This is a genomic window from Pseudomonas sp. CH61, assembly GCF_059429415.1.
This window is the reverse complement of the sequence record NZ_CM182098.1, coordinates 3,092,401-3,114,705: the sequence shown is the minus strand read 5'-3', so window position 1 is coordinate 3,114,705 and position 22,305 is coordinate 3,092,401. Positions and strand designations below refer to the sequence as shown.

21 protein-coding genes are annotated in these 22,305 nt (G+C 60.5%); 9 read left to right on the top strand and 12 right to left on the bottom strand.

Features of this window, described 5'->3' with window-relative positions:
• The first annotated feature begins 69 nt into the window (after positions 1-69).
• Both AC5SEM_RS13790 and AC5SEM_RS13785 read left to right on the top strand, forming a co-directional pair.
• Positions 70-963 (top strand): LysR family transcriptional regulator, encoded by an 894-nt coding sequence (locus AC5SEM_RS13790; protein ID WP_495473328.1) that lies wholly within the window; start codon positions 70-72, stop codon positions 961-963.
• A 255-nt stretch (positions 964-1,218) separates the two neighbouring features.
• Positions 1,219-2,004 (top strand): DeoR/GlpR family DNA-binding transcription regulator, encoded by a 786-nt coding sequence (locus AC5SEM_RS13785; protein WP_495473327.1) that lies wholly within the window; start codon positions 1,219-1,221, stop codon positions 2,002-2,004.
• Positions 2,005-2,108: 104 nt separating this feature from the next.
• On the opposite strand, the gene AC5SEM_RS13780 is transcribed toward AC5SEM_RS13785, so the two are convergent.
• From AC5SEM_RS13780 to AC5SEM_RS13745, 8 genes are all read right to left on the bottom strand, one after another.
• Positions 2,109-3,392, bottom strand: a complete 1,284-nt coding sequence (locus AC5SEM_RS13780) for an NAD(P)/FAD-dependent oxidoreductase (protein WP_495473326.1) — start codon at positions 3,390-3,392, stop codon at positions 2,109-2,111.
• Positions 3,393-3,539: 147 nt separating this feature from the next.
• Positions 3,540-4,904 carry a glutamine synthetase family protein gene (locus tag AC5SEM_RS13775; RefSeq protein WP_495473325.1) on the bottom strand — a complete coding sequence of 455 codons (1,365 nt, stop codon included), beginning with the start codon at positions 4,902-4,904 and terminating at the stop codon, positions 3,540-3,542.
• 407 nt (positions 4,905-5,311) lie between these two features.
• On the bottom strand, positions 5,312-6,655 hold the full coding sequence (chrA, locus tag AC5SEM_RS13770; protein ID WP_495473324.1) for a chromate efflux transporter: 1,344 nt from the start codon (positions 6,653-6,655) through the stop codon (positions 5,312-5,314).
• 239 nt (positions 6,656-6,894) lie between these two features.
• On the bottom strand, positions 6,895-7,356 hold the full coding sequence (gene moaE / locus AC5SEM_RS13765) for a molybdopterin synthase catalytic subunit MoaE (RefSeq protein WP_495473323.1): 462 nt from the start codon (positions 7,354-7,356) through the stop codon (positions 6,895-6,897).
• Positions 7,357-7,358: 2 nt separating this feature from the next.
• Positions 7,359-7,610, bottom strand: coding sequence for a MoaD/ThiS family protein (locus tag AC5SEM_RS13760; RefSeq protein ID WP_495473322.1), 252 nt, complete (start codon positions 7,608-7,610; stop codon positions 7,359-7,361).
• On the bottom strand, positions 7,607-8,092 hold the full coding sequence (gene moaC, locus AC5SEM_RS13755) for a cyclic pyranopterin monophosphate synthase MoaC (protein ID WP_127928660.1): 486 nt from the start codon (positions 8,090-8,092) through the stop codon (positions 7,607-7,609). The genes AC5SEM_RS13760 and moaC overlap by 4 nt, the downstream gene beginning before the upstream one ends.
• Positions 8,089-8,934, bottom strand: a complete 846-nt coding sequence (gene fdhD, locus AC5SEM_RS13750) for a formate dehydrogenase accessory sulfurtransferase FdhD (protein WP_495473321.1) — start codon at positions 8,932-8,934, stop codon at positions 8,089-8,091. Before fdhD ends, moaC begins: the two co-directional genes overlap by 4 nt.
• A gap of 216 nt (positions 8,935-9,150) precedes the next feature.
• The gene (locus AC5SEM_RS13745; protein WP_495473320.1) at positions 9,151-10,050 is read right to left on the bottom strand and encodes a LysR family transcriptional regulator; all 900 of its coding nucleotides are present in this window, start codon (positions 10,048-10,050) and stop codon (positions 9,151-9,153) included.
• Positions 10,051-10,337: 287 nt separating this feature from the next.
• On the opposite strand from AC5SEM_RS13745, the gene moaB reads away from it, so the two are divergent.
• The gene (gene moaB, locus AC5SEM_RS13740; RefSeq protein ID WP_495473319.1) at positions 10,338-10,877 is read left to right on the top strand and encodes a molybdenum cofactor biosynthesis protein B; all 540 of its coding nucleotides are present in this window, start codon (positions 10,338-10,340) and stop codon (positions 10,875-10,877) included.
• A complete protein-coding gene (locus AC5SEM_RS13735; protein ID WP_495473318.1) occupies positions 10,874-12,079 on the top strand; it encodes a molybdopterin molybdotransferase MoeA in 1,206 nt (401 codons plus the stop codon). The genes moaB and AC5SEM_RS13735 overlap by 4 nt, the downstream gene beginning before the upstream one ends.
• A 140-nt stretch (positions 12,080-12,219) precedes the next feature.
• Here the strand turns inward: AC5SEM_RS13735 and AC5SEM_RS13730 are convergent, their stop codons facing one another.
• Complete coding sequence (locus tag AC5SEM_RS13730; RefSeq protein WP_495473317.1) at positions 12,220-13,116, bottom strand: bestrophin family protein; 897 nt, start codon at positions 13,114-13,116, stop codon at positions 12,220-12,222.
• Between the two features lie 36 nt (positions 13,117-13,152).
• A complete protein-coding gene (gene moaA / locus AC5SEM_RS13725) occupies positions 13,153-14,151 on the bottom strand; it encodes a GTP 3',8-cyclase MoaA (protein WP_495473316.1) in 999 nt (332 codons plus the stop codon).
• A 354-nt stretch (positions 14,152-14,505) separates the two neighbouring features.
• Here moaA and AC5SEM_RS13720 point away from each other — a divergent pair, with 354 nt between their 5' ends.
• The 4 genes from AC5SEM_RS13720 to AC5SEM_RS13705 all read left to right on the top strand — a co-directional run bounded on the left by AC5SEM_RS13720 (position 14,506) and on the right by AC5SEM_RS13705 (position 19,502).
• Positions 14,506-16,830: an FdhF/YdeP family oxidoreductase gene (locus tag AC5SEM_RS13720; protein ID WP_495473315.1), complete on the top strand. Its 2,325-nt coding sequence runs from the start codon at positions 14,506-14,508 to the stop codon at positions 16,828-16,830.
• A 106-nt stretch (positions 16,831-16,936) separates the two neighbouring features.
• Positions 16,937-18,340, top strand: a complete 1,404-nt coding sequence (locus AC5SEM_RS13715) for a cytochrome ubiquinol oxidase subunit I (RefSeq protein WP_495473314.1) — start codon at positions 16,937-16,939, stop codon at positions 18,338-18,340.
• Between the two features lie 3 nt (positions 18,341-18,343).
• Positions 18,344-19,360: a cytochrome d ubiquinol oxidase subunit II gene (cydB, locus tag AC5SEM_RS13710; protein WP_368969029.1), complete on the top strand. Its 1,017-nt coding sequence runs from the start codon at positions 18,344-18,346 to the stop codon at positions 19,358-19,360.
• Entirely contained in the window at positions 19,347-19,502 is a 156-nt protein-coding gene (locus AC5SEM_RS13705) for a DUF2474 family protein (protein ID WP_495473313.1), read from the top strand. The genes cydB and AC5SEM_RS13705 overlap by 14 nt, the downstream gene beginning before the upstream one ends.
• Positions 19,503-19,686: 184 nt before the next feature.
• Here AC5SEM_RS13705 and AC5SEM_RS13700 read toward each other — a convergent pair whose 3' ends face one another.
• Positions 19,687-20,538 carry a CAP domain-containing protein gene (locus tag AC5SEM_RS13700; protein WP_495473312.1) on the bottom strand — a complete coding sequence of 284 codons (852 nt, stop codon included), beginning with the start codon at positions 20,536-20,538 and terminating at the stop codon, positions 19,687-19,689.
• A gap of 198 nt (positions 20,539-20,736) precedes the next feature.
• On the opposite strand from AC5SEM_RS13700, the gene AC5SEM_RS13695 reads away from it, so the two are divergent.
• A complete protein-coding gene (locus AC5SEM_RS13695; RefSeq protein WP_122600324.1) occupies positions 20,737-21,357 on the top strand; it encodes a cell wall hydrolase in 621 nt (206 codons plus the stop codon).
• Here AC5SEM_RS13695 and AC5SEM_RS13690 read toward each other — a convergent pair.
• Complete coding sequence (locus AC5SEM_RS13690; RefSeq protein WP_495473311.1) at positions 21,354-22,241, bottom strand: LysR family transcriptional regulator; 888 nt, start codon at positions 22,239-22,241, stop codon at positions 21,354-21,356. The genes AC5SEM_RS13695 and AC5SEM_RS13690 overlap by 4 nt on opposite strands.
• Positions 22,242-22,305: the final 64 nt, after the last annotated feature.

The following is a 22,305-nucleotide window of genomic DNA, read 5'->3' as shown; positions in this document are numbered from 1 at the left end:
CTGAGTGACTGCAGGATCGGCGTTCAACCGGTATATTGGAAATGAATGTCTGATATGTCTGGTATAGCCATGAATAATTTGAGACGGCTGGATATCAATCTGCTGTTGACGCTGGATGTGTTGCTGTCGGAGCACAACGTCACCCGTGCGGCGCAGCGCCTGAACCTGTCGCAGCCGTCGGTGAGTGTGCATTTGGCCAAGTTGCGCGACATCTTTGGTGATCCGTTGCTGTTGCCCGGGCCGCGCGGCATGCGCCCGACGGCACGCGCCGATGAGTTGCGTGAGCCATTGCGCGAAGCGTTGGAGGCGTTGGAAAGGGCAGTGGCGCCGGCCAGTGCGTTCGACCCGGCGCTGGCGACGCACACCTGGAAAATCGCCGCGACCGATTACGGCGAGTCGACGGTGGTGTTGCCGGCGCTGAGCAGTTTGCGCGAACAGGCGCCGGGCACGCGTCTGGCGGTGATCGATCTGACACCGGCGCATCTGGTCAAACAGGCCGAGCAGGGTGTGTTCGATCTGGCGCTGCACATCAGCGAAGATGCGCCGCCGGAGCTGCATCGGCGACCGCTGTTCACCGAGCGTTACGTGCTGGCGGGACGAGTCGGGCATCCAGGTTTGATGCATGCGCCGAGCCGCGAACAGTTCTGCGCGCTGGAACACGTGATGGTGTCGCGCGAGGGTGGGGGCTTTTTCGGGGTGACCGATCGGGCGTTGGCCGATGTCGGGCTGATGCGCAAAGTGGTGTTGTCGGTGCCGCACTTTCTGATGGCGATGTCGGTGCTGGCCGGCACCGATCTGGTGGCGATGCTGCCGTCACGCCTGGTGCGCGGCAACCCGGCCTTGCAAGTGGTCGACGCACCGCTGGAAGTGCCCGGTTACGAGATGGCGATGTTCTGGGGTGAACGTTCGCATCGTGATCCGGCGCACAAATGGCTGCGCGAGCATTTATTGGCGTCGGTCTGAGGCGCTGTCAGGCGTGGCCGAGGGCAATCGCGAACGACACGACGATCATGCACGCGAACGCAAAATTGAGATTCATGAGCTGTTCATCCTGAGCCTTTTAGAAGTGCGGCCATTCTGAACAGGTTGAAAGCAAAGAAAAAATTCGCCTTGTCGATTCCAATGATCGAAACCATTGATACCCCGCCGGTTTGTGTTTGTTCAAGGCTTTCGCTACTCTCGCGAAACCTGCAACTACAAGCATAAACAGGCACGACCATGCGCGATCACTCAGCGGCAGAACTGCCGTCCCTGCGTCGACAGAAAATTCTTTTGCTCCTCGAACGTGACGGTAAGGTCATGGCGTCCGAGTTGAGCCAGCACTTCGCAGTCTCCGAAGACACCATCCGCCGCGACCTCGCCGAACTGGACGCTGCCGGGTTGGTGCAACGCGTGCACGGCGGGGCGTTGCCGCGTCCGAAGGACTCCGGCAAGGATTACTTCACGCGGCTGGACGAGACGGATGAGGTGAAAATTCGCCTGGCGCAACGGGCGGCGCAGGAGATTGATGACGGGCAGATTGTGCTGTTCGATTCCGGCTCAACTACGTTGCAGGTCGCGCGCTCGTTGCGTGCAGATATCAGCATCACGGCGGTGACCGCTTCACCGATGACGGCGATTGCCTTGTCCGAATTCAAGGGTGTGAAAGTGATTCTCGCCGGCGGCCAGTTGAACCCGCGAACGATGGCGGCGGGCGGGCATGAGGCGCTGCGGCTGCTGGCCGGGATCAGGGCGGATCTGGCGATTACCGGGGTGTGTGCGATTCATCCGGAAGTGGGGATTACCTCGCTGCATTTCGACGAGGTGCCGGTGAAGCAGGCGATGCTCGATGGCGCCGCGCGGGTGATTGCGGTGACTTCGGCGGACAAGTTGGGAGCGGTGGAGCCGTTTGTGGTGGCGCCGTGTACGCGCCTGCATACGCTGATTACCGAACGGCATGTGGCGTCGGGGAGTGTCGAGGATTATCGGCGGTTGGGGATTGTGGTCGAGCAGTTGCCGGATTGAGGTTTTGTGGTGGGGCTGATGGCCTCATCGCGAGCAGGCTCACTCCTACAGGGATCGCATTCCAAAATGTAGGAGTGAGCCTGCTCGCGATAGGGCCAATGCAATCACCGCAACTTTTCGAGCATCTGGTAGTACCACATCCCGGCAGCCAGTAACGGATTGCCGAGCAAATCCCCCATCGGCACACGAATGTGCTGACACGCGGCAAACGTATCGAACTGCTCCATTTGCCCGGTGATCGCCCGGCTCATGATTTCGCCCATGATGTGCGTCGTTGCGATGCCGTGCCCCGAGTAGCCCTGGCAATACCAGACGTTGTCCGAGAGCTTGCCCAGTTGCGGGATGCGGTTGATGACGATGCCCATCGCGCAGCTCCACTGGTAATCGATCTGCACGCCTTTGAGCGCCGGGAAGGTCTGCTCGATGCACGGGCGCAGTTCGGCGGCGATGTCCCGTGAATCCTTGCCGCTGTAATTGGCGCCGCCACCAAACAACAGGCGGCCGTCGGCAGTGAGGCGGTAGTAGTCGAGAACAAAGCGGCAGTCGTAGACGGCCAGATCTTCCGGGTTGATCTGCTTGGCCAGATCGCCGAGCGGCGCGGTGGTGACAATGCCGCCCATGGCCGGAAAAATCTTGCCCTTGAGCTGCCCCGGTTCGAGTTTGTGATAGACGTCGCCGGCGAGCATCACCTGCTTGGCATCGATCTGGCCGTGAGCCGTGCGCACACCGGGTGTAGCGCCGTGAATAATCTCCAGCACTTCGCTGTTTTCGAAAATCAGCGCCCCCAGACTTTCCGCCGCCCGCGCTTCACCGATGCACAGGTTGAGCGGGTGCAGATGCATGTTGCGCGTATTCTTGATTGCGCCGTGGTAGAGGTCGCTTTGCAGCAGGTCACGCACTTGGCTGCGGTCGAGCAGGCTGACCTCATTGCCCAGTCCACGGCGCACGGCTTCTTCGTAATCCTTGCGCAAGTCAGTCATGTGGCTGGGTTTGTACGCGGCGTGTAAGTGGCCGTGTTTGAGGTCGCATTGAATGGCGTATTTCTCGACGCGTTGCTGGATGATTTCGTGTCCGCGCCAGCGCAGGTGCCAGATGAAATCATCGACCTCGTCGCCGAGTTTCGGACGCATCTGTTTGCGCATTGCGCCGTCGCCGGAAAGGCTGCCGGTGACTTGGCCGCCATTGCGGCCGGTGGCGCCCCAGCCAATCTTGTGGCTTTCGACGATGGCGACTTTCAGGCCTTTTTCAGCCAGTTCGACGGCAGTGGCGACGCCGGTGAAACCGCCGCCGATGATCACCACGTCGACAGTGTGCCGGCCTTGCAGGGTCGGGTAGTCGGTGTCTTGGTTAAGGGTGGCGGTGTAGTAGGAATTGCAGCGTTCGGTCATTTTAGTTTCCACACGAATTCTTAGGTTGTACGCGGTCCCTTGTAGGAGTGAGCCTGCTCGCGATAGCGGTGTGTCATTCACAGATGGTTTGACTGACATGGCCTCATCGCGAGCAGGCTCACTCCTACAGGGGGTAGGGGTGAGTCTTCAGGCCTCGGTGAGATACCACCGCCAATCCTGCTCACCCACCTCGGCCATGAACTGCCGATACTCGGCACGTTTCACCGCCAGATACACCCCGAGAAATTCCTGCCCCAAGGCATCCCGCGCCCACACCGAATTCTCCAGCGCCTGCAGCGAGGTCAACCAATCGGTCGGCAACAATTCCTTCGCCTGCGCATAGCCATTGCCTTCGACCGGTGCGCCCGGATCAAGGTCTTCACGAATGCCACGATGAATCCCGGCAAGGATCGCTGCTGCGGCCAGATACGGGTTGGCGTCGGCGCCGCAGATACGGTGTTCGATGTGTCGAGTGTTGGCCGGGCCGCCCGGAACGCGCAGGCTGACGGTGCGGTTGTCGACGCCCCAGGTCGGCGCCAGCGGCGCGTAACTGTTGGCCTGAAAGCGCCGGTACGAGTTGGCGTTCGGACAGAACAGCAGCAATGAATCGAGCAAGGAGGCGAGCATGCCGCCAATCGCCGTGCGCAGCAGCGGCGTGCCGGCCGGGTCTTCCGAGGCAAAGAGGTTACGTCCCTCGCCATCGGCCAGACTGACGTGCATGTGCATGCCGGTGCCGGCCAGATCATCGAACGGCTTGGCCATGAAGGTCGCTTGCATGCCGTGCTTGTGGGCGATGGCTTTGACCAGACGTTTGTAGCGCACCGCCTGATCCATCGCCTCCAGCGCGTCGCCATGTTCGAGGGTGATTTCCACCTGGCCCGGCGCGTACTCGGAGATCGCCGTGCGCGCCGGAATGCCGTGCAGTTTGCAGGCGCTGTAGAGGTCGGCGAGGAATGGTTCGATCTGCTCCAGTTCACGCAAACCGTACACCTGAGTGTGTCGCGGTCGACCACCGTCCGCGTCCAGTGCCGGTTGCGGGCGGCCGTTGTGATCGCGTTTGGCGTCGAGCAAATAGAACTCCAACTCACACGCCATCACCGGGTGATAGCCCTCAGCCTTGAGGCCGTCGATGACCTTGATCAGCAAATGGCGAGGGTCGGCGATGCTGGCGGGCATGCCCTCGGTCGGGTGCATGCTCACCTGCACGGCGGCGGTCGGAATCTGCCGCCACGGCAGGCGTACCAGACTGCCTTCCAGCGGGTAGGCGCGGCAGTCGATATCGCCGACATCCCAGACCAGACCGGAGTTTTCGACGTCCTCCCCCTGCACGGTCAGACCGAGAATAGTGCTCGGTAGCGGCCGGCCGCTTTCGTACACAGCGAGCAGTTCTTCGCGGTGCAACAGCTTGCCGCGTGGAACGCCGTTGGCGTCGAGAATGAACAACTCGATCATGTCGATATCGGGGTTCTGGTCAAGGAACAGGCGTGCGTCTTCAAGGGCTGCAAATTTCATAACGATCACTCACGATGGCGCCGCACAGGCGCGCAGATTCGGGCCGGACACGACGCAGCAATAGGCGTGGCTGTCCTGGCAGGAATATCAAGAAGCAGGGGGCTGTCGCGGTTCTTTAACGGACGCGATCAGACAGACCGGGCGATATCCGGCGGGCGTGCGGAGTGACGCAGCTTGGAACGGCGCAGGGCCATGGGGAGATTGACGATACGATTCATACGCCGCCCCTGTGAGAGAGGGCGCGCAGGGTAGAGACGTTCAACGATTCTGCTTGTTGTGGTGACGTACTCATAACGCGTGTTTCCGTTGGCGGAAAACGTCGGTGGCGGGCTGACCCGCCGACCGGTGTGCCCGGATAGTAAGGGGGAATTCGCGGGCGTGTAAACGGGAGATTCACAGGCCAAAGTTCAGCGCATCAGGTGAAAGCCCAGCCCGGCGAGGGCGCAAACGATCAACACACTGATCACGCCGCGTTTGAAAACGAACAGCGCCAACGCCGCCGCAACCGCCAGCGTCAGCGAAAACAGATCCAGCGCCCCGGAGAAACCGTTCGGCCAGAACACGTGATAAGCGAAAAAACACGCCAGGTTCAGGATCACCCCGACCACAGCAGCGGTGATCGCCGTCAGCGGTGCGGTGAACTTCAGTTCGTTGTGCGTCGATTCCACCAACGGCCCACCGGCGAGGATGAACAGAAACGAGGGCAGGAAGGTGAACCAGGTCACCAACGTTGCCGCCAGCGCCCCGGCGGCAAAGGCATGTTCGGGGCCGAACGCCGGTTGCACGTAGGCGCCGACGAAACCGACGAACGCCACCACCATGATCAGCGGGCCGGGGGTGGTTTCACCGAGGGCGAGGCCGTCGATCATCTGCGTCGGCGTCAACCAGCCGTAATGCCCGACGGCGCCCTGATAGACATAAGGCAGCACCGCGTAGGCGCCACCAAAGGTAAGCAGCGCGGCTTTGGTGAAGAACCAGGCCATTTGCGTGAAGGTGCCGTCCCAGCCGAACAATGCTGTCAATAGCGCCATCGGAAAACACCAGAGCACTGCGCCGATCAACCCCAGGCGCAGCAGCTTCGGCAGGCTGAAACGGGCATGTTCGGGCGCCGGCGTATCGTCGTCGATCAACGCCGCGCCGAAGGATTTCTCGCTGTTGCGCGCACCCGCGTTGTTGAACTGCTGAGGGGCGAATCGCCCGCCCAGATAGCCGATCAGCGCGGCCCCGAGGACGATCAAGGGGAAGGGCAGGTTGAAGGCGAAAATCGCCACGAACGACGCCCCGGCAATCGCCCACAGCCAGGCATTCTTCAATGCACGCGCGCCGATGCGATGCGCGGCGTGTAACACAATCGCGGTGATCGCCGGTTTTATCCCGTGAAAAACCCCGGCCACTGCCGGCACGTCACCGAAGGCAATGTACAGCCAGGACAAGGCAATCAGAATGAACAACGACGGCAGCACAAACAGCGCACCGGCGATGACACCGCCCCAAGTGCGATGCAGCAGCCAGCCGATGTACGTCGCCAATTGCTGCGCCTCGGGGCCGGGCAGCAACATGCAGTAGTTGAGTGCGTGCAGGAAACGTTTTTCGGAAATCCAGCGCCGGCGCTCGACCAGCTCCTGATGCATGATCGCAATCTGCCCGGCCGGCCCGCCGAAACCGATGCAGCCGAGTTTCAGCCAGAAGCGCCAGGCCTGGCGCAGGGTGACGGGATCGGGGCGGGGCAGGTTGTTCGGCGCTGTGCTCAAGCGAGACTCCGGAGTTGGGTCCTGGCGGAGTGGCTATCTAATCAGACTTTCAACCCTCACCCCAGCCCTCTCCCAGAGGGAGAGGGGGCCGACCGCGGTGTCTGGCGTTATCCATGATCCTGAAGATCCCATCGATTATGGATTCACCACAACCGCTTCAGGTCGGCGTACTTCTGCAATATCCCCCAATCAGTCCCCTCTCCCTCCGGGAGAGGGCTAGGGTGAGGGGCTTTTGCTTTTCAGGCATGCGCCAGACTCCAGCGCAACGCCGCATCCCGATCGCTGTCACGGCCCTCGACCCAGTGAGAACCCTCAGGCGTACTCTCACGCTTCCAGAACGGCGCGCGGGTCTTGAGCACGTCCATGATGAACGCACAGGCCTCGAACGCCATATGCCGGTGTTTGCTACTGACCCCGACAAACACGATCGGCTCACTCACCGACAACGCACCGACCCGATGCACAATCTCCACCCCCAAAAGCGGCCAGCGCTCACGGGCTTCTGCGGCGATCTGCTCAAGGGCCTTTTCGGTCATACCCGGATAGTGCTCAAGAAACAGTTCACTCACGCTCTGACCAATATTCAGATCACGCACATAACCAATAAAATTCACCACCGCGCCCACCCGTGGATTGCGCGCATGCAGATCGGCGGTCAACTGGCCGACATCAAAGCTTTTGTGCTGGACTCGAATCGTCATCATCAACCCCCGGTCACTGGCGGGAAAAACGCGATTTCATCGAAATCCTCAATCACCTGATTCGGCTGACACAACTCCTGATTCACCGCGCACATCAGGTTGCCGGCGCCGAGCACTTCGCGCCACAGCTCCCCGCGTTGCATCAGCATTTGCCGCACATCCTCAACGCTGGCCAATGCATCAGTCAGCGGAATTTTTTCACCGCCCAGATTCAACCGGTCACGGTAGCTGGCGAAGTAGTTGATCAGGATCATTGCGCGTCCTCCCATTGAAAGTGCCCGGAGCGGCCGCCCTGTTTGCTGAGCAGGCGGATATCGCCGATCACCATCGCCCGATCCACCGCTTTGCACATGTCGTAAATGGTCAGCGCGGCAACGCTGGCGGCGGTCAATGCTTCGAGTTCGACGCCGGTCTGGCCGGTGAGCCGGCAAGTGCTGGTGATCTGCACGCGATCCGGTTCGCAGGCCTTGAGTTCGACGTGAATCGAACTGAGCAACAGCGCATGGCACAGCGGGATCAGCTCATGGGTGCGTTTGGCTGCCTGAATCCCGGCGATCCGCGCCACGGCGAAGACATCACCTTTCGGATGACCGTTGGCCTGAATCATCTGCAGGGTTTGCGGACGCATCTGCACCCAGGCTTGCGCGCTGGCTTCGCGGCGGGTCGCGGCTTTGTCGCTGACGTCGACCATGTTGGCGCGGCCCTGATCGTCGAGGTGGGTGAGGGTGTGGCTCATGCGGAAATCTCCTGGATCGGGCTGTAAATTCGTGGGGCGTTGCGATGTGGCACGTGGATCAGATTGAGTCGATGCCTGAGCGCCCAACCCACGGTCAGTGCGGTAGGCGCTGACAAGCTGACGAGGGTGCCAAGGCGAGCGCGCACGGCTTTGTGGATCAGTTCGAGGCTGCAACGGCTAGTGACCACCACAAAGCCTTCAGCGGCATCAATGGCGTCGATCTGCATCGCGCCGATCAGCTTGTCGAGGGCGTTGTGGCGGCCGATGTCTTCGCGGCACAGCAGCGCTTCACCGTCGACGTCGAAGTACAGCGCCGCGTGCAGAGCACCGCTGCTGCGCGCCAGTTGTTGAGCGGCTTCGATGCGTTGGCGGATGCCGTCGAAATGCTCGGCTGGCGGCAGCGGTGAAGGTTGCAGGATCTGCAGTTGCGGCAACGCCTGCTCCAGCGCTTCAACGCCGCAGATACCGCAGCCGCTGGTGCCGGTCATTTGCCGACGATGATCCTTCAAGGCCCAGAACGCCCGGCTGGAAATCTGCACGTCGGCCTGACAGGCCTGATCGAAATGCGTGAGGCGGATATCGTAGATCTCGTTGACGCTGTCGATGATCGCGTTGCTCAGGCTGAAGCCACGGATGAAGTCTTCGAGGTTGCCGGGCGAGACCATCATCACTGCCTGGCTCAGGCCGTTGTAGCTAATGGCGAGAGCGATTTCCGAGGCCAGCGCGGCGTGGGAGATGGGGGCTTTCGGCAGGTATTCGCGAAACGCCACCTGCGCTGGTTGAGGTGCTGGGGCGTTGGGTTCGCTGGTGGATTCTGTGATGGTTTCGACTTGGCAGAGCATCTTGAAAGTCCCGAGGCGCTGAAGAGTGTTCAGGCTACGGGGGCGTCAAAAATGCGTCCAATCGCTTGTTCTGATGTGGTGATTGCTTTGGTCGATCAACCAGGATTCGTATTGACTGTTCGGGCCTCTTCGCGAGCAGGCTCGCTCCCACAGGGGAATGCATTTCAACTGTGGGAGCGAGCCTGCTCGCGAAGGCCGCCTGACATTCAACATCAATTACTCGGCAGAAACCTCAACCCCAAACAACCTCCGCGCCTCGGCAAAACACTTCTCGGCAATCGCCGAACGCGGTTCGGTCTTGCGCATCACCAGCCCCAATGGCGCGAGCACGCTGGCATCCGGCAACTGCATGAACGACAGGTGTTCGATCGGCTCTTCCAGGCCACTGTCCAGCGGCATGATCGCGCAGCAGAAGCCTTGGTGAATCGCCTGCAACAGCTGATACGTTGAATCGCTTTCCATGATCGGCTGCGGGCTGAGCCCTCGGCTGCGGAAGCTCAAATCGATGGATTTACGATAATGCATGCCGGCGGTGATCATCCCTAGCGGCAATTCGGCGGCGTCTTCCCAGCTCATTTCCGAGCCTTCGAAATGGAAATGCCGGTTGTCATAGAGCAGCCCTACGCGCGTTTCACCAATCTCGAAAAACTCGAAATAGTTCGGGTTGACGTGGTCGAGGTAGCACACGCCCAGATCGAGCTGATTGTTGCTCAGCCCGGCGATGATCTCGTCGGAACTGAGCGACGACAGGCTGAACTTCAACTCCGGATACGTCCCCGACAAACCCTGAATGTAATTGACCGGATTGAAGCTGCTCAGCGGCACCAGACCCAGACGCAAACTACCCACCAGCTGCCCGCGACACGCCGCCGCTTCGGCAAACAAACCGTCGTGCGCTGCGAGCAAGGTGCGCGCCCAGGCCAGCACACGCTCGCCAGCCTGGGTGAAACCTTCAAAGCGCTGGCCACGGTTGACCAGCACCAGGTCCAGTTCGTCTTCCAGATTGCGCAGGCGCATCGACAGCGTCGGCTGGGTGATGTGGCAGCGTGCGGCGGCCTGGCCGAAGTGGCGGGTTTCGTCCAGTGCGATCAGGAACTTGAGTTGTTTGATGTCCACGATGGCACCTGCTCGATGGAGATTTTTTGATTGAGTATTGACGCGGATGCGCGAGACGCACGAGAAGCGCAGGGTGCGACGATCTCATCTGAACGGTTGTTCGTCCAATCGGAAGTGTTTAAGGGACTATCGATCAGCTCTATCAGGCCCGGTTTTCCTGGCCTTGAACAACGTGAAAGGCACCGATAGAGCCGGTCGATAATGTGGTTGGCCAGAGTGATTAGACAGTACTCATAAGTGGCACTTAGGCTGCTCGGCAATCTGATTAATTACTGCCGGAGAGTGCTATGAGCGCCAAAGCGGATGCCCTGTTTGTCCCCCTGAATATTGCCGTGCTGACGGTCAGCGATACCCGCGATTACGCCAGCGATACCTCCGGCCAATTACTGGTCAGTCGCTTGCTGGAGGCCGGTCACACCTTGAGCGAGCGCAACCTGCTCAAGGACGATCTGTACAAGATCCGTGCGCAGGTCGCTCACTGGATTGCTGACGAAGGCATTCAGGTAGTGCTGATCACCGGCGGCACCGGGTTCACCGGTCGTGACAGTACACCGGAAGCGGTGGCCTGCCTGTTCGACAAACAGATCGATGGTTTTGGCGAACTGTTCCGGGCGATTTCGATTCTGGATATCGGTACGTCCACCGTGCAAAGTCGCGCGCTGGCCGGGTTGTCGAACGGCACGCTGGTGTGCTGCCTGCCGGGCTCGACCGGCGCTTGCCGCACCGCGTGGGAAGGCATTCTTGCCGAACAATTGGATAACCGTCATCGCCCGTGCAACTTCGTCCCGCACCTGAAAGCCGTGCAAGCCTGCGGGTCACGCGGATGAGCAAAGCACCGCTGATGCCGGTCGAAGACGCTCTCGACCAATTGCTCGGCATGGCCAATGAGCAACGTCTGGCTAACAGCGAACTGCTGGCGCTCGACGATGCGCGTGGGCGGGTGCTGGCCAGTGATCTGGTGGCGACACTCGACTTGCCGCCGTGGCCGAACAGCGCCATGGATGGCTACGCGCTCAACCTCGCCGATCTGCACCGACAGCCGCTGCAGGTCTCGCAAAAGGTTTACGCCGGGCTGGCGCCGGACACGTTGCTGCCCGGCACCTGCGCACGGATCTTTACCGGCGCACCGCTGCCGCCCGGCGCCACCTGCGTCGAGATGCAGGAGAACGTCGAAGTGCTGGAGGACGGCCGCGTGCGTTTCTTGCAGCCGCTGAAAGCGGGGCTGAACATCCGCGCGCAAGGTCAGGAAAATCGCGTCGGCGACATCCTGCTGCGGGCCGGCAAGCGCCTTGGACCGTTCGAACTGGCAGTCGCCGCCGGGCAAGGGCTGGCGCACCTGCACGTGGTGCGTCGCCCGCGTGTGGCGCTGCTGTCGACCGGTGATGAACTGGTCGAACCGGGTCAGCCGTTGCGCCCCGGCAGCATCTACAACAGCAACCGCGTATTGCTCGGCCACTGGTTGCGAGAGCTGGGCTGCGAGGTGATCGACGCCGGCATCCTCCCGGATCGCCCGGCGCAGACGCGGCTCAAGCTTGAACAACTGCAAGTAGCGACCGACCTGATTCTGACCACCGGTGGCGTATCTGCCGGTGATGCTGATTGCCTCGGGCAGGTGCTGCGCGACAACGGCAAACCGTTGTTGTGGAAACTCGCGATCAAGCCTGGTAAACCACTGACTGTGGGCCATTTCGGTACGGTGCCGATGATTGGTTTGCCGGGCAATCCGACGTCGGCGCTGGTGACGTTCGGGTTATTGGCGCGACCGTATCTGCTGCGCGTTCAAGGTGTGGAAGATGTCACGCCATTGAGTTTCACGGTCAATGCAGGTTTCGATTGGCACAAGCCTGGCAGTCGCCGTGAATACCTGCGGGTGAAGCTGGAGGCGGGGCGAGCGGTGCTCTATCCGAATCAAAGCTCCGGCGTCTTGCTCGGCGCGACCTGGGCCGATGGCCTGGTGGAAATCCCCGAGAACAGCACGCACAACCTCGGCGACCCATTGCGCTTCATCCCCTTCAACGAACTCTTCTAAACCGACAACACAAATCAAAACTGTGGGAGCGAGCTTGCTCGCGCAAGCGGAGTGTCAGTCAACATCGATAGTGACTGAGAGGGCCCCTTCGCGAGCAGGCTCGCTCCCACAGGGTTTTGGGGTGTCTGGAGAGGTACGGATCAGCTCAGCACATAGTCCACCGGCTTCAGCGCCGGCGGTACGTCGGCGCCAAGCTCGGCGAGGATATCGCGTTCGATGGTGCGCACCAGTGCATCGGTGGGCAGGTCGTTTTCGTCGCGGCCGAACGGGTCTTCCAGTTCATCGGCAATCGCATCCAGACCAAAAAATGTGTAGCTGACAATCGCCGTGAACAGCGGTGTCAGCCAGCCCAGCGGTTCGGCCATGGCAAACGGCAGCAGGATGCAGAACAGATAAATCGTTCGGTGCAGCAACAGCGTGTAAGGAAACGGCAGCGGCGTGGTTTTGATCCGTTCGCACACGGCTTGCGCCTGGGTCAGGCTGGTCAGGTGATTGGCCAGCAACATGTAGCGCCACTCAGTCAACTCACCGTTCTGGTGCAGATCGGAACACTGCTGGCCAACCGTCTGCAAAATGCGGCCGCTGTAATCCGGTGTCTGCGGATCGGGTTTCGGCATGATCCATTGGCTACTGGCGTCCGCTTCGCTTTCTTTACGCAACCGCGCGTTCAACGCATGAGCAAAACCACAAAGATTGAGCAGCAACGGTTTACGCTCGGCGGACTCACGAATCACATGAGTTTCGCGAATCACCGAGCGAATGTGCACGATCACTTCGCCCCAGGCCTTGCGCGCTTCATACCAACGGTCATAGCAAGCGTTGTTGCGAAAATTCATGAAGATCGACAGCGACAAACCGAGCAAGGTAAACGGCGTGGCGTTGACCTTGGTGAAGTTGCTTGGATGGAGGATTTCCACCAGCACGATGGCCGAAGCCAGCAGGGTGACCATCAACGTGCGCAGGGCGATGCGCTTGGCGATCGAACCCTTGAGGGTGAAGAGAATGGCGAACTGGTTGACCTTGGGTCTGATGATCATGCTGTGCGGTTCCGATAACCGATGAAACTGGCGGGATCAGCCGCCGGTCATGTTCATGAAGCGCACGACCTGAACATCATCGTTCACTTCGAAATTATGTCGATACGGCTTGAGTTTCATCGCCTCGACGATAGCTTTCTCCAGCCGCTGCGGTTGCCCCGGGTGGGCGCGCAGCACCGCTTTCAGATCCACCGAATGCTCGTTACCCAGACACAGTAGCAGGCGCCCTTCGACGGTGAGGCGAACGCGGTTGCAGGTGCCGCAAAAGTTGTGGCTGTGTGGTGAGATAAAGCCCAAACGAATCTCCGGCGCCTCGGCCAGCCGCCAGTAGCGTGACGGGCCTTGGGTCGATTCGGCCGAGTCGATCAGGGTGTAGCGTTCGGCAATCTTTTCCCGCGCCTGGGCGCTGGAGAAAAACGACTCGGCGCGGCTGTGTTCACTGATGATCCCCAGCGGCATCTCTTCGATGAAAGAGACGTCGAGCTGACGATCAATGGCGAAGCTGACCAGATCGTTGATCTCCTCATCGTTACGGCCCTGCATCACCACAACATTGAGTTTAGTGCGGGTAAAACCGGCCTTGCGCGCAGCATCGATGCCTTTGATCACTTGCGTCAGATCGCCGGTGCGGGTCATTTGTTTGAAGCGCTGCGGATCAAGGCTGTCGAGGCTGATATTCAGGCGTTTGACCCCGGCGTCGAACAGCGGCGCCGCGAGTTTGCCCAGTTGTGAACCGTTGGTGGTCATGCACAGCTCGCGCAGGCCGGGCAGGGTGGCGATCTGCTCGCACAACCTGACCACGCCCGGACGGATCAGCGGCTCGCCACCGGTGAGGCGAATCTTGCGCGTGCCGAGCGCCACAAAGCTCTGCGCCAGTTGATAGATTTCCTCCAGCGTCAGGACTTGTTGGCGTGGCAGAAACTGCATGTCTTCTGCCATGCAATAGACGCAGCGGAAGTCGCAGCGGTCGGTCACCGACATGCGCAGATAGTCGACGCGGCGGTTGTAACCATCGATCAAGACACGCTCTGACATGACAGCCTCGCAGGAATGAAAACCCCGGTTGAAGGAGTTTGGTCAGCGCAGGTTATGGCTAACTTTAAGTGCCGTCCAATCACTGTTAATGAACAGCTGATTGATGCCGTCGATGATGAATTATTTTTCGCCGAAAGTTGTCTCGTTAGTTTCACAAAGTCCCGTAAATAAAGGGTTTTTGACCGTGATAGATGCTTTCGATAAGACGGTCATTAATAGCGATTAGACAATGTTTTGTAACGGTTCATATCCTTGCCCCGGCAAACCCAACGACCCCTTTTCAATCTTGAAAGTCGGCCGTCGCTGTTTAACCGAATCAGGTTCATCCCTGTGTGCATCGTCATGGAGAGTCCCATGTCACAAGTCGACCGTTACAAACCCTACAAAGGCGCCGCTGCCGGTTGGGGCGCTGTTATCAGCCTGACCAAGAGCTGGCTGGGCAGTGAAAACGCCCTGAAAAACATCCGCGCCATGCTCAAGACCAACCAGAACGGCGGCTTCGACTGCCCGGGTTGCGCCTGGGGCGAGGCGCCCGGCGCGAGCATGTTGAAGTTCTGCGAAAACGGCGCGAAAGCGGTGAACTGGGAAGCGACCGGGCGTTTGGTCGACCCAGCGTTCTTCAACAAGTACACGGTGTCGAGCCTGGCCGAGCAGAGCGACTACTGGCTGGAATATCAGGGTCGTCTGACCCACCCGATGCGCTACGACGCGCGGGTCGACCGCTATGTGGAAATCAGTTGGGAAGATGCGTTCGCGCTGATCGCTGATCACCTGAAAAACCTCAAATCGCCGCATGAAGCCGAGTTCTACACCTCGGGCCGCGCGAGCAACGAAGCCGCGTTTCTCTATCAATTGTTCGTTCGTGCATTCGGCACCAACAATTTCCCCGACTGCTCGAACATGTGCCACGAAGCCAGTGCGGTGAGCATGATCGAGACCCTCGGCGTCGGTAAAGGCACCGTGGTCTACGAGGACCTGCATCACGCCGACGCGATTTTTGTGATCGGCCAGAACCCCGGCACCAACCACCCGCGCATGCTCGAACCGCTGCGTGAAGCGGTGAAACGTGGCGCCCAAGTGGTCTGCATCAATCCGCTGAAAGAGCGTGGCCTGGAGCGTTTCCAGAACCCGCAGAACCCGATCGAAATGCTCAGCAACGGCTGGGAAGCGACCAACACCGCCTACTTCCGCCCGGCACTGGGTGGCGACATGGCGATGATTCGCGGCATGGTCAAATTCCTGTTGCAGTGGGAGCGCGAAGCACAGGCAACTGGCGGCGAACCGGTGTTCGATCACGCCTTCATTGCCGAGCACACCACAGGGCTCGATAGCTATCTGGCTGAAGTCGAAGCAACAAGCTGGGAGCACATTCTCGAGCAGTCCGGCGTGCCGTTGCATGACATCGAACTGGCCGCGCGCATGTATGGCCGCGCCAAAAGCGTGATCATGTGCTGGGCCATGGGCCTGACCCAGCACGTGCATTCCGTGGCAACCCTGCAGGAAGTCATCAACCTGCAACTGCTGCGCGGTAACGTCGGCCGTCCGGGCGCCGGGCTTTCCCCGGTTCGTGGCCACAGCAACGTGCAGGGCGACCGCACCATGGGCATCAACGAACTGGCGCCGAAAGACTTGATGGACGCGTTGGAAAAACGCTTCAACTTCGACGTGCCGCGCATGCACGGGCACAACACGGTGATGGCGATCGGCGCCATGGAACGTGGCGACGCCAAGGTGTTCATCGGTCTGGGCGGCAACTTCGCCCAAGCCACGCCGGACACCCCGCGCACCCACGCGGCGATGCGCAAACTCGACCTGACCGTGCACATTGCGACCAAGCTCAACCGCAGCCACTTGGTCACCGGTCGCGATGCGCTGATACTGCCGTGCCTCGGGCGCACCGACATCGATATCCAGGCCGAAGGCCCGCAAGGCGTGACCGTCGAAGACACCTTCAGAATGGTGCATTTGTCGTTCGGTCAGTTGAAGCCGAAGTCGGCGCAGTTGAAATCCGAGCCGGCGATCATTGCCGGGATCGCCGCCGCGACGCTGGGCAAGCATCCGATCGATTGGGAGTGGGTGGTGGGCGACTACGGGCGCATCCGCAACCTGATTGCCGACGTGATTCCGGGCTTTGAAAACTTCAACGAAAAACTGCTGATTCCAGGTGGTTTTCACCTCGGTAACGACGCTTCGGATCGGGTCTGGAACACCGCCAGCGGCAAGGCGCAGTTCACCCCGTGCGTGTTGCCCGAGCACTTGATCAGCGAAGGCGTGCGCAACTTGCCGGTCAAGCCGCATTTGATTCTGCAAACCATGCGCTCCCACGATCAGTACAACACCACGCTGTACGGTCTCGATGACCGTTATCGCGGGGTCTACGGCATGCGCGACGTGATCTTCGCCAACGAGCAGGACATCCAGCGCCTGGGCTTTGAACCGGGGCAGAAGGTTGATCTGGTGGCGCTGTGGGATGACGAACGCGAACGTCGAGTCAGTGGTTTTACCCTGATTGCCTACGACATTCCGCCAGGGCAGGCAGCGGCGTATTACCCGGAGACTAACCCTTTGGTACCGCTGGAAAGCTACGGCGACCGGACCTACACGCCGACGTCCAAGTTCGTCGCGATCCGCCTCGAAGCCGCGAAGGTCAGCAACCTGATCCCGTCGTCGGTGGCGTAACCCGCCACTCATAAAAATCATAGCAATTTGACTGGCTGCAGGCGTTCGCGCCTGGCGGTGGCCCGGGTTCGTGCTGCCGCTTTTCAGCCTGGATGAGGACATCATCATGTTCACTCTGGAGGCACTGGACCTGGCGCGCATTCAATTCGCGTTTACGGTTTCGTTCCACATTATTTTCCCGGCGATCACCATCGGCCTGGCGAGTTTTCTTGCGGTACTCGAAGGTCTGTGGCTGAGAACCCGTAATGACACGTACCGCGATCTCTACCATTTCTGGTCGAAGATTTTCGCGGTCAACTTCGGCATGGGCGTGGTCTCGGGGCTGGTCATGGCGTACCAGTTCGGCACCAATTGGAGCGGCTTCTCGGATTTCGCCGGGAGCATCACCGGGCCGTTGCTGACCTATGAGGTGCTGACAGCGTTCTTCCTTGAGGCCGGTTTCCTCGGGGTGATGCTGTTCGGCTGGAACCGCGTCGGCCGTGGCTTGCACTTCTTCGCTACGGTGATGGTCGCGATCGGCACGTTGATTTCGACGTTCTGGATTCTTGCGTCCAATAGCTGGATGCAGACGCCGCAGGGCTTTGAAATCGTCGACGGTCGGGTGATGCCGCTGGACTGGCTGGCGATTGTGTTCAACCCGTCATTCCCGTTCCGTCTGGCGCACATGGCGATTGCTGCGTTTGTGGCGACGTCGTTCTTCGTCGGTGCGTCGGCTGCCTGGCATTTGTTGCGCGGCAACAACACCGCGCCGGTGCGCAAGATGTTTTCCATGGCGTTGTGGATGGCGCTGATCATTGCGCCGATTCAAGCGGTGGTCGGTGACGCCCATGGCTTGAACACGCTGGAGCATCAACCGGCGAAGATCGCCGCCATTGAAGGTCACTGGGAAAACGCCGACAACGGGCCGACGCCGCTGGTGCTGTTTGGCATCCCTGATATGCAGGCGGAGAAGACCAAGTATGCGTTGGAGATTCCCTATCTCGGCAGCCTGATTCTTACCCACAGCCTCGATAAGCAGATCCCGGCGCTGAAGAGCTTCCCGAAAGAAGACCGGCCGAATTCGACCGTGATCTTCTGGAGCTTCCGCGTCATGGCCGGGTTGGGGATGTTGATGATCCTCGTCGGTTTGCTCGGTCTGGCGTTGCGCCGGGGCGGCAAGCTTTATCAGCATCGCGGCTTCCAGCGTCTGGTGTTGCTGATGGGGCCGAGCGGCTTGATTGCGCTGCTGGCCGGTTGGGTCACCACGGAAGTCGGGCGTCAGCCGTGGGTGGTGTACGGCTTGCTGCGCACCCACGACGCCGCGTCGCATCACTCGGTGGCGCAGATGAGCACGTCGCTGGCACTGTTCGTGGTGATCTATTTCACCGTGTTCAGCGTGGGCATCGGCTACATGATGAAACTGGTGAAAAAAGGCCCGCAGCCGCACCACGAACATCCGCCTGCGGGCGATGAATTGCAGACGCCGCGTCGACCGATTTCGGCGGCTATCACCCCTGTGAAGGAGCATTGAGTCATGGGTATTCAAGGTATCGATCTCTCGTTGATCTGGGGAGTGATCATCGCCTTCGGGGTGATGATGTACGTGATCATGGACGGTTTCGATCTGGGTCTCGGGATCCTGTTTCCGCTGATCCCGGACGAGCAGGAACGCGACGTCATGATGAACACAGTCGCGCCTGTCTGGGACGGCAATGAGACGTGGCTGGTGCTTGGCGGGGCGGCGTTGTATGGCGCGTTTCCGCTGGCGTACGGGGTGATTCTCGAAGCGCTGTACCTGCCGCTGATCCTTATGCTGTGCGGGTTGATTTTTCGTGGCGTGGCGTTCGAGTTTCGCTTCAAGTCGTCGCCGCAAAAACGCCATTGGTGGGACAAGGCGTTTATCGGTGGTTCGCTGCTGGCGACGTTCTCCCAAGGCGTGGTGATTGGCGCGTATGTGTCCGGGATCCCGGTGGTCGATCGGCAGTTTGCCGGTGGCGGTCTGGACTGGTTGGCGCCATTTCCGTTGGTGTGTGGCGTGGGCCTGGTGATTGCGTATGCGTTGCTTGGCAGCACGTGGTTGCTGGTCAAGACCGAGGGCATGCTGGAGTCGCGGATGCGTCTGTTCACCCGGCCGCTGGCCTTGCTGTTGATGGCGATGGTGCTGGTGATTGGCGTGTGGACGCTGCAACTGCATCCGGAGCTGGCGGCGCGTTGGTCGACCCACGGGCATCTGCAGGTGTTTGCCGGGTTGGTGGTGTTGGCATTGCTGGCGGTGTTCGGGTTGCTGCGCACGTTGCGTCAGCGGCATACGCACTGGCCATTCGTGTTTACGCTGGTGTTGATGTTGCTCGGTTACATCGGCCTGGCGCTGAGCATCTGGCCGAACATCATCCCGCCGTCGGTGAGCATCTGGGCCGCCGCATCACCGCCGTCGAGCCAGTTGTTTGCGCTGATCGGCGCACTGTTCATCCTGCCGGTGATCCTGATGTACACCTTCTGGAGCTACTACGTGTTCCGCGGCAAAGTGAGGATTGGCGATGGCTACCATTGATTCGCGTGAAGTGAAAAGCAGTCGCTGGTACACGCGCCTGGGCTGGCTGTTGTTGATCTGGCTCGGCAGCGTTGTGTCGCTGGCGGTGGTGGCGAGCCTGCTGAAACTGGCGATGTATGCGGCGGGGATGAGGACCCATTGACCCAAAAAAGCCGGAGCCTGGCTCCGGTTTTTTATTGCCGCCGATCTTGAGGTCACTGACTACCCCCTGTAGGCCTTCGCCTGCTCGCGATGGCGTCGGGTCAGACAACATTGATGTTGAATGTAATGGCCTCTTCGCGAGCAGGCTCGCTCCCACAGGTGTTGTGGTGTTTTTGCGATTGGGCTTACTGGGCGCCGAACATCGCGGTCCAGTAGATCCCGGCACTGCTTTTCGGGTCTGTCGCGTAGGCGGCGCCGAGTTCCTGGTATTGCGGGTTCATCAGGTTGGCGCAGTGGCCAGGGCTGGTGAGCCAGCCTTCGACGACTTTGTGCACGGTGTCTTGGCCGGCGGCGATGTTTTCGCCGACCAGTTGACCGCTGTAGCCGGCGAGTTCTGCGCGATCGCCCGGGGTGCGGCCGTCGCGGTCCTTGTGGTCGAAGTAATTGTTGTTGGCCATGTCGCGGCTGTGATCCTGGGCGATCGTGCCCAGTGTCGCGTTCCAGGCCAGCGGTGCGGCAGCGGCAAAAGCCTGACCACCACACTGACGCGCCTGGCTGCGGGCGACGTTGAGTTCACTGAGCAACTTCTGCCCCTCACTTTGCGCATCGCCAAGCTTGGCCGACAGCAGCGGCCGCGCCAGCACAATGCGCCAATCACGGTCATCACGGCTGACACCGACATCGACGAACTGCGGATCGAGCACCACCTGACAGAAACTTTCCTGAATCGCTTTCATCGCCGACGCCGCATCACGCGGGCCGTTGAGCGTGATCGCCTGCACGTTGACCATCGGATAACTGGCGCTGGCCATGGCTTGTTGCAGATCGACAGCACCGGTGGCGCGTAATCTCAGCCGTGGATCGGCCGCCAGCGGTGGCAGTTCATTCGACGCCTGACTGCCGCAACGCTGCGGTTGGCTGCGGTAGCTGTTGATCGACTCGATCAGTTGCGACTCATCGCCGGCCAGCGCCGGGATGGCAAACATAACGCCCACGGACAACGCGGCAAGACGCAAAACGGATGGCATGAAGCGCATGGAAATCTCCCTTGAGCTGAATGCGCCCATGATGCGCGAAACGCCCCCGGTGAGTGCAATGTCTTTTTTCTTCATTCAGCGGTTTTTCTGCGCAACTTTGTCTCTGGGTTTGCCGTCTACACTCACCGAAGACCCCGGGATACGGGTGTCTCCCGACGTAACACCTTGCCCGACTCGGGCGCTGCCGGAAGAACAGACATGGGATTGAAAGGCTGGGCGGGTTGTCTTGTATTCACCCTGTTGGCAGGCTCTGCATGGGCCACCGATCAGGCCCCGATCAAAGCGAAGGCTGAAGAAAAAGCCCAAGTGCTGGAAGAGAAAGCGGCGGACAAAGTCAGCGCCGCACCGGCACCGAAAGCCGAAGCCATCACCCCGACCGAAGTGCAGGCGGTCGATCCGGCCGGCGCGGCACCGCTGGATGATCCGATCACCTGTCTGGCGCGCAGTATCTACTGGGAAGCCAAAGGCAAAGACACGCCGGAAATGGAAGCCGTGGCCAGTGTGGTGATGAATCGCCTCGGCCATGAAGGCTTTCCTGACACAGTGTGTGCTGTCGTCAAACAAGGTTCGGAAAGCAAGAGCTGCCAGTTTTCCTGGTGGTGCGACGGGCGTCCGGACCAGGTCAAGGAAGATGCCGAATACACGCTGGCCAAGGATATCGCCCGCAAAGCGCTGAACCGCCAACTCAAGGATCGCACCAACGGCGCGCTGTATTTCCACGACCGCAATGTGCATCCGAGCTGGGCCAAGGAATACCGCAGAACCGCTGAAACGAAAAAATTCCTCTTCTATAAACCAGCCGGTGGCGACGCGCGTTAAGCGCAGACTTGCCGCACACATTCGCGCAACCAGCGATGCGCCGGGTCAGCGTCCATGCGCGGGTGCCAGAGCATCGACACACTGATGTCCGGCATTGCGAAGGGCAGGGCGAAACTGTGCAGGCCCGTGCGCAGTTTGCTCGTATGCCTTTGCGGGACCGTGGCGATCAGGTCGGATTCACGCACCAGCGTCAGCGCCGCCGAGAATCCGCCGAATGAGGTGACGATGTCCCGCGTCAGGCCGAGCGCGAGTAAGGCTTCGTCGACCGGCCCGCTGCTGCGTCCGCGCCGTGAAATGAGAATGTGCTCGCCGCCGGCAAAGCGCTTGCTGGTGATTTTCCCCGCGCTCAACGGATGCCCCTCACGCACCACACCGATCCACTGATCTTGAAACAGGATGCGGCTGTGCAGCGTCGGGTCGGTGCTGTCGTCGACCACGCCGGTTTCCAGATCGACACGGCCTTCGCGCAGCGGCGTGCTGTCCTTGTCGGCTTTCTGCACAAAGCGCAGGCGTACGCCGGGTGCTTCTTCAGCGATGCGCGCGAGCAGGGCGGCGGCGAAGGTTTCGACAAAGCCGTCGGTGTTGCGCACGGTAAAGGTGCGTTGCAAGCGGCGCGGGTCGAGCACTTCGGCGGGCCGTAAAACCGCTTCGGCGTCCTGCACCAAATGACTGACTCGTTCGCGCAATTCCAATGCGCGGGGCGTCGGCACCAGGCCTCGACCCGCGCGCACCAACAGCGGATCGCCGGTGGTTTCGCGCAGACGGGCGAGGGCGCGACTCATGGCCGACGGGCTCAACCGCAGGCATTTGGCGGCGCGGGCGACGCTGCCTTCACGCAGTAACACGTCGAGGGTGATCAGCAGGTTCAGGTCCGGCGCAGTCATGACATGGCGTTCCATGCAGGTATTGAGTGCAAAGCATGCGTCTTGCGCCGGGTGTTGTCGAGGC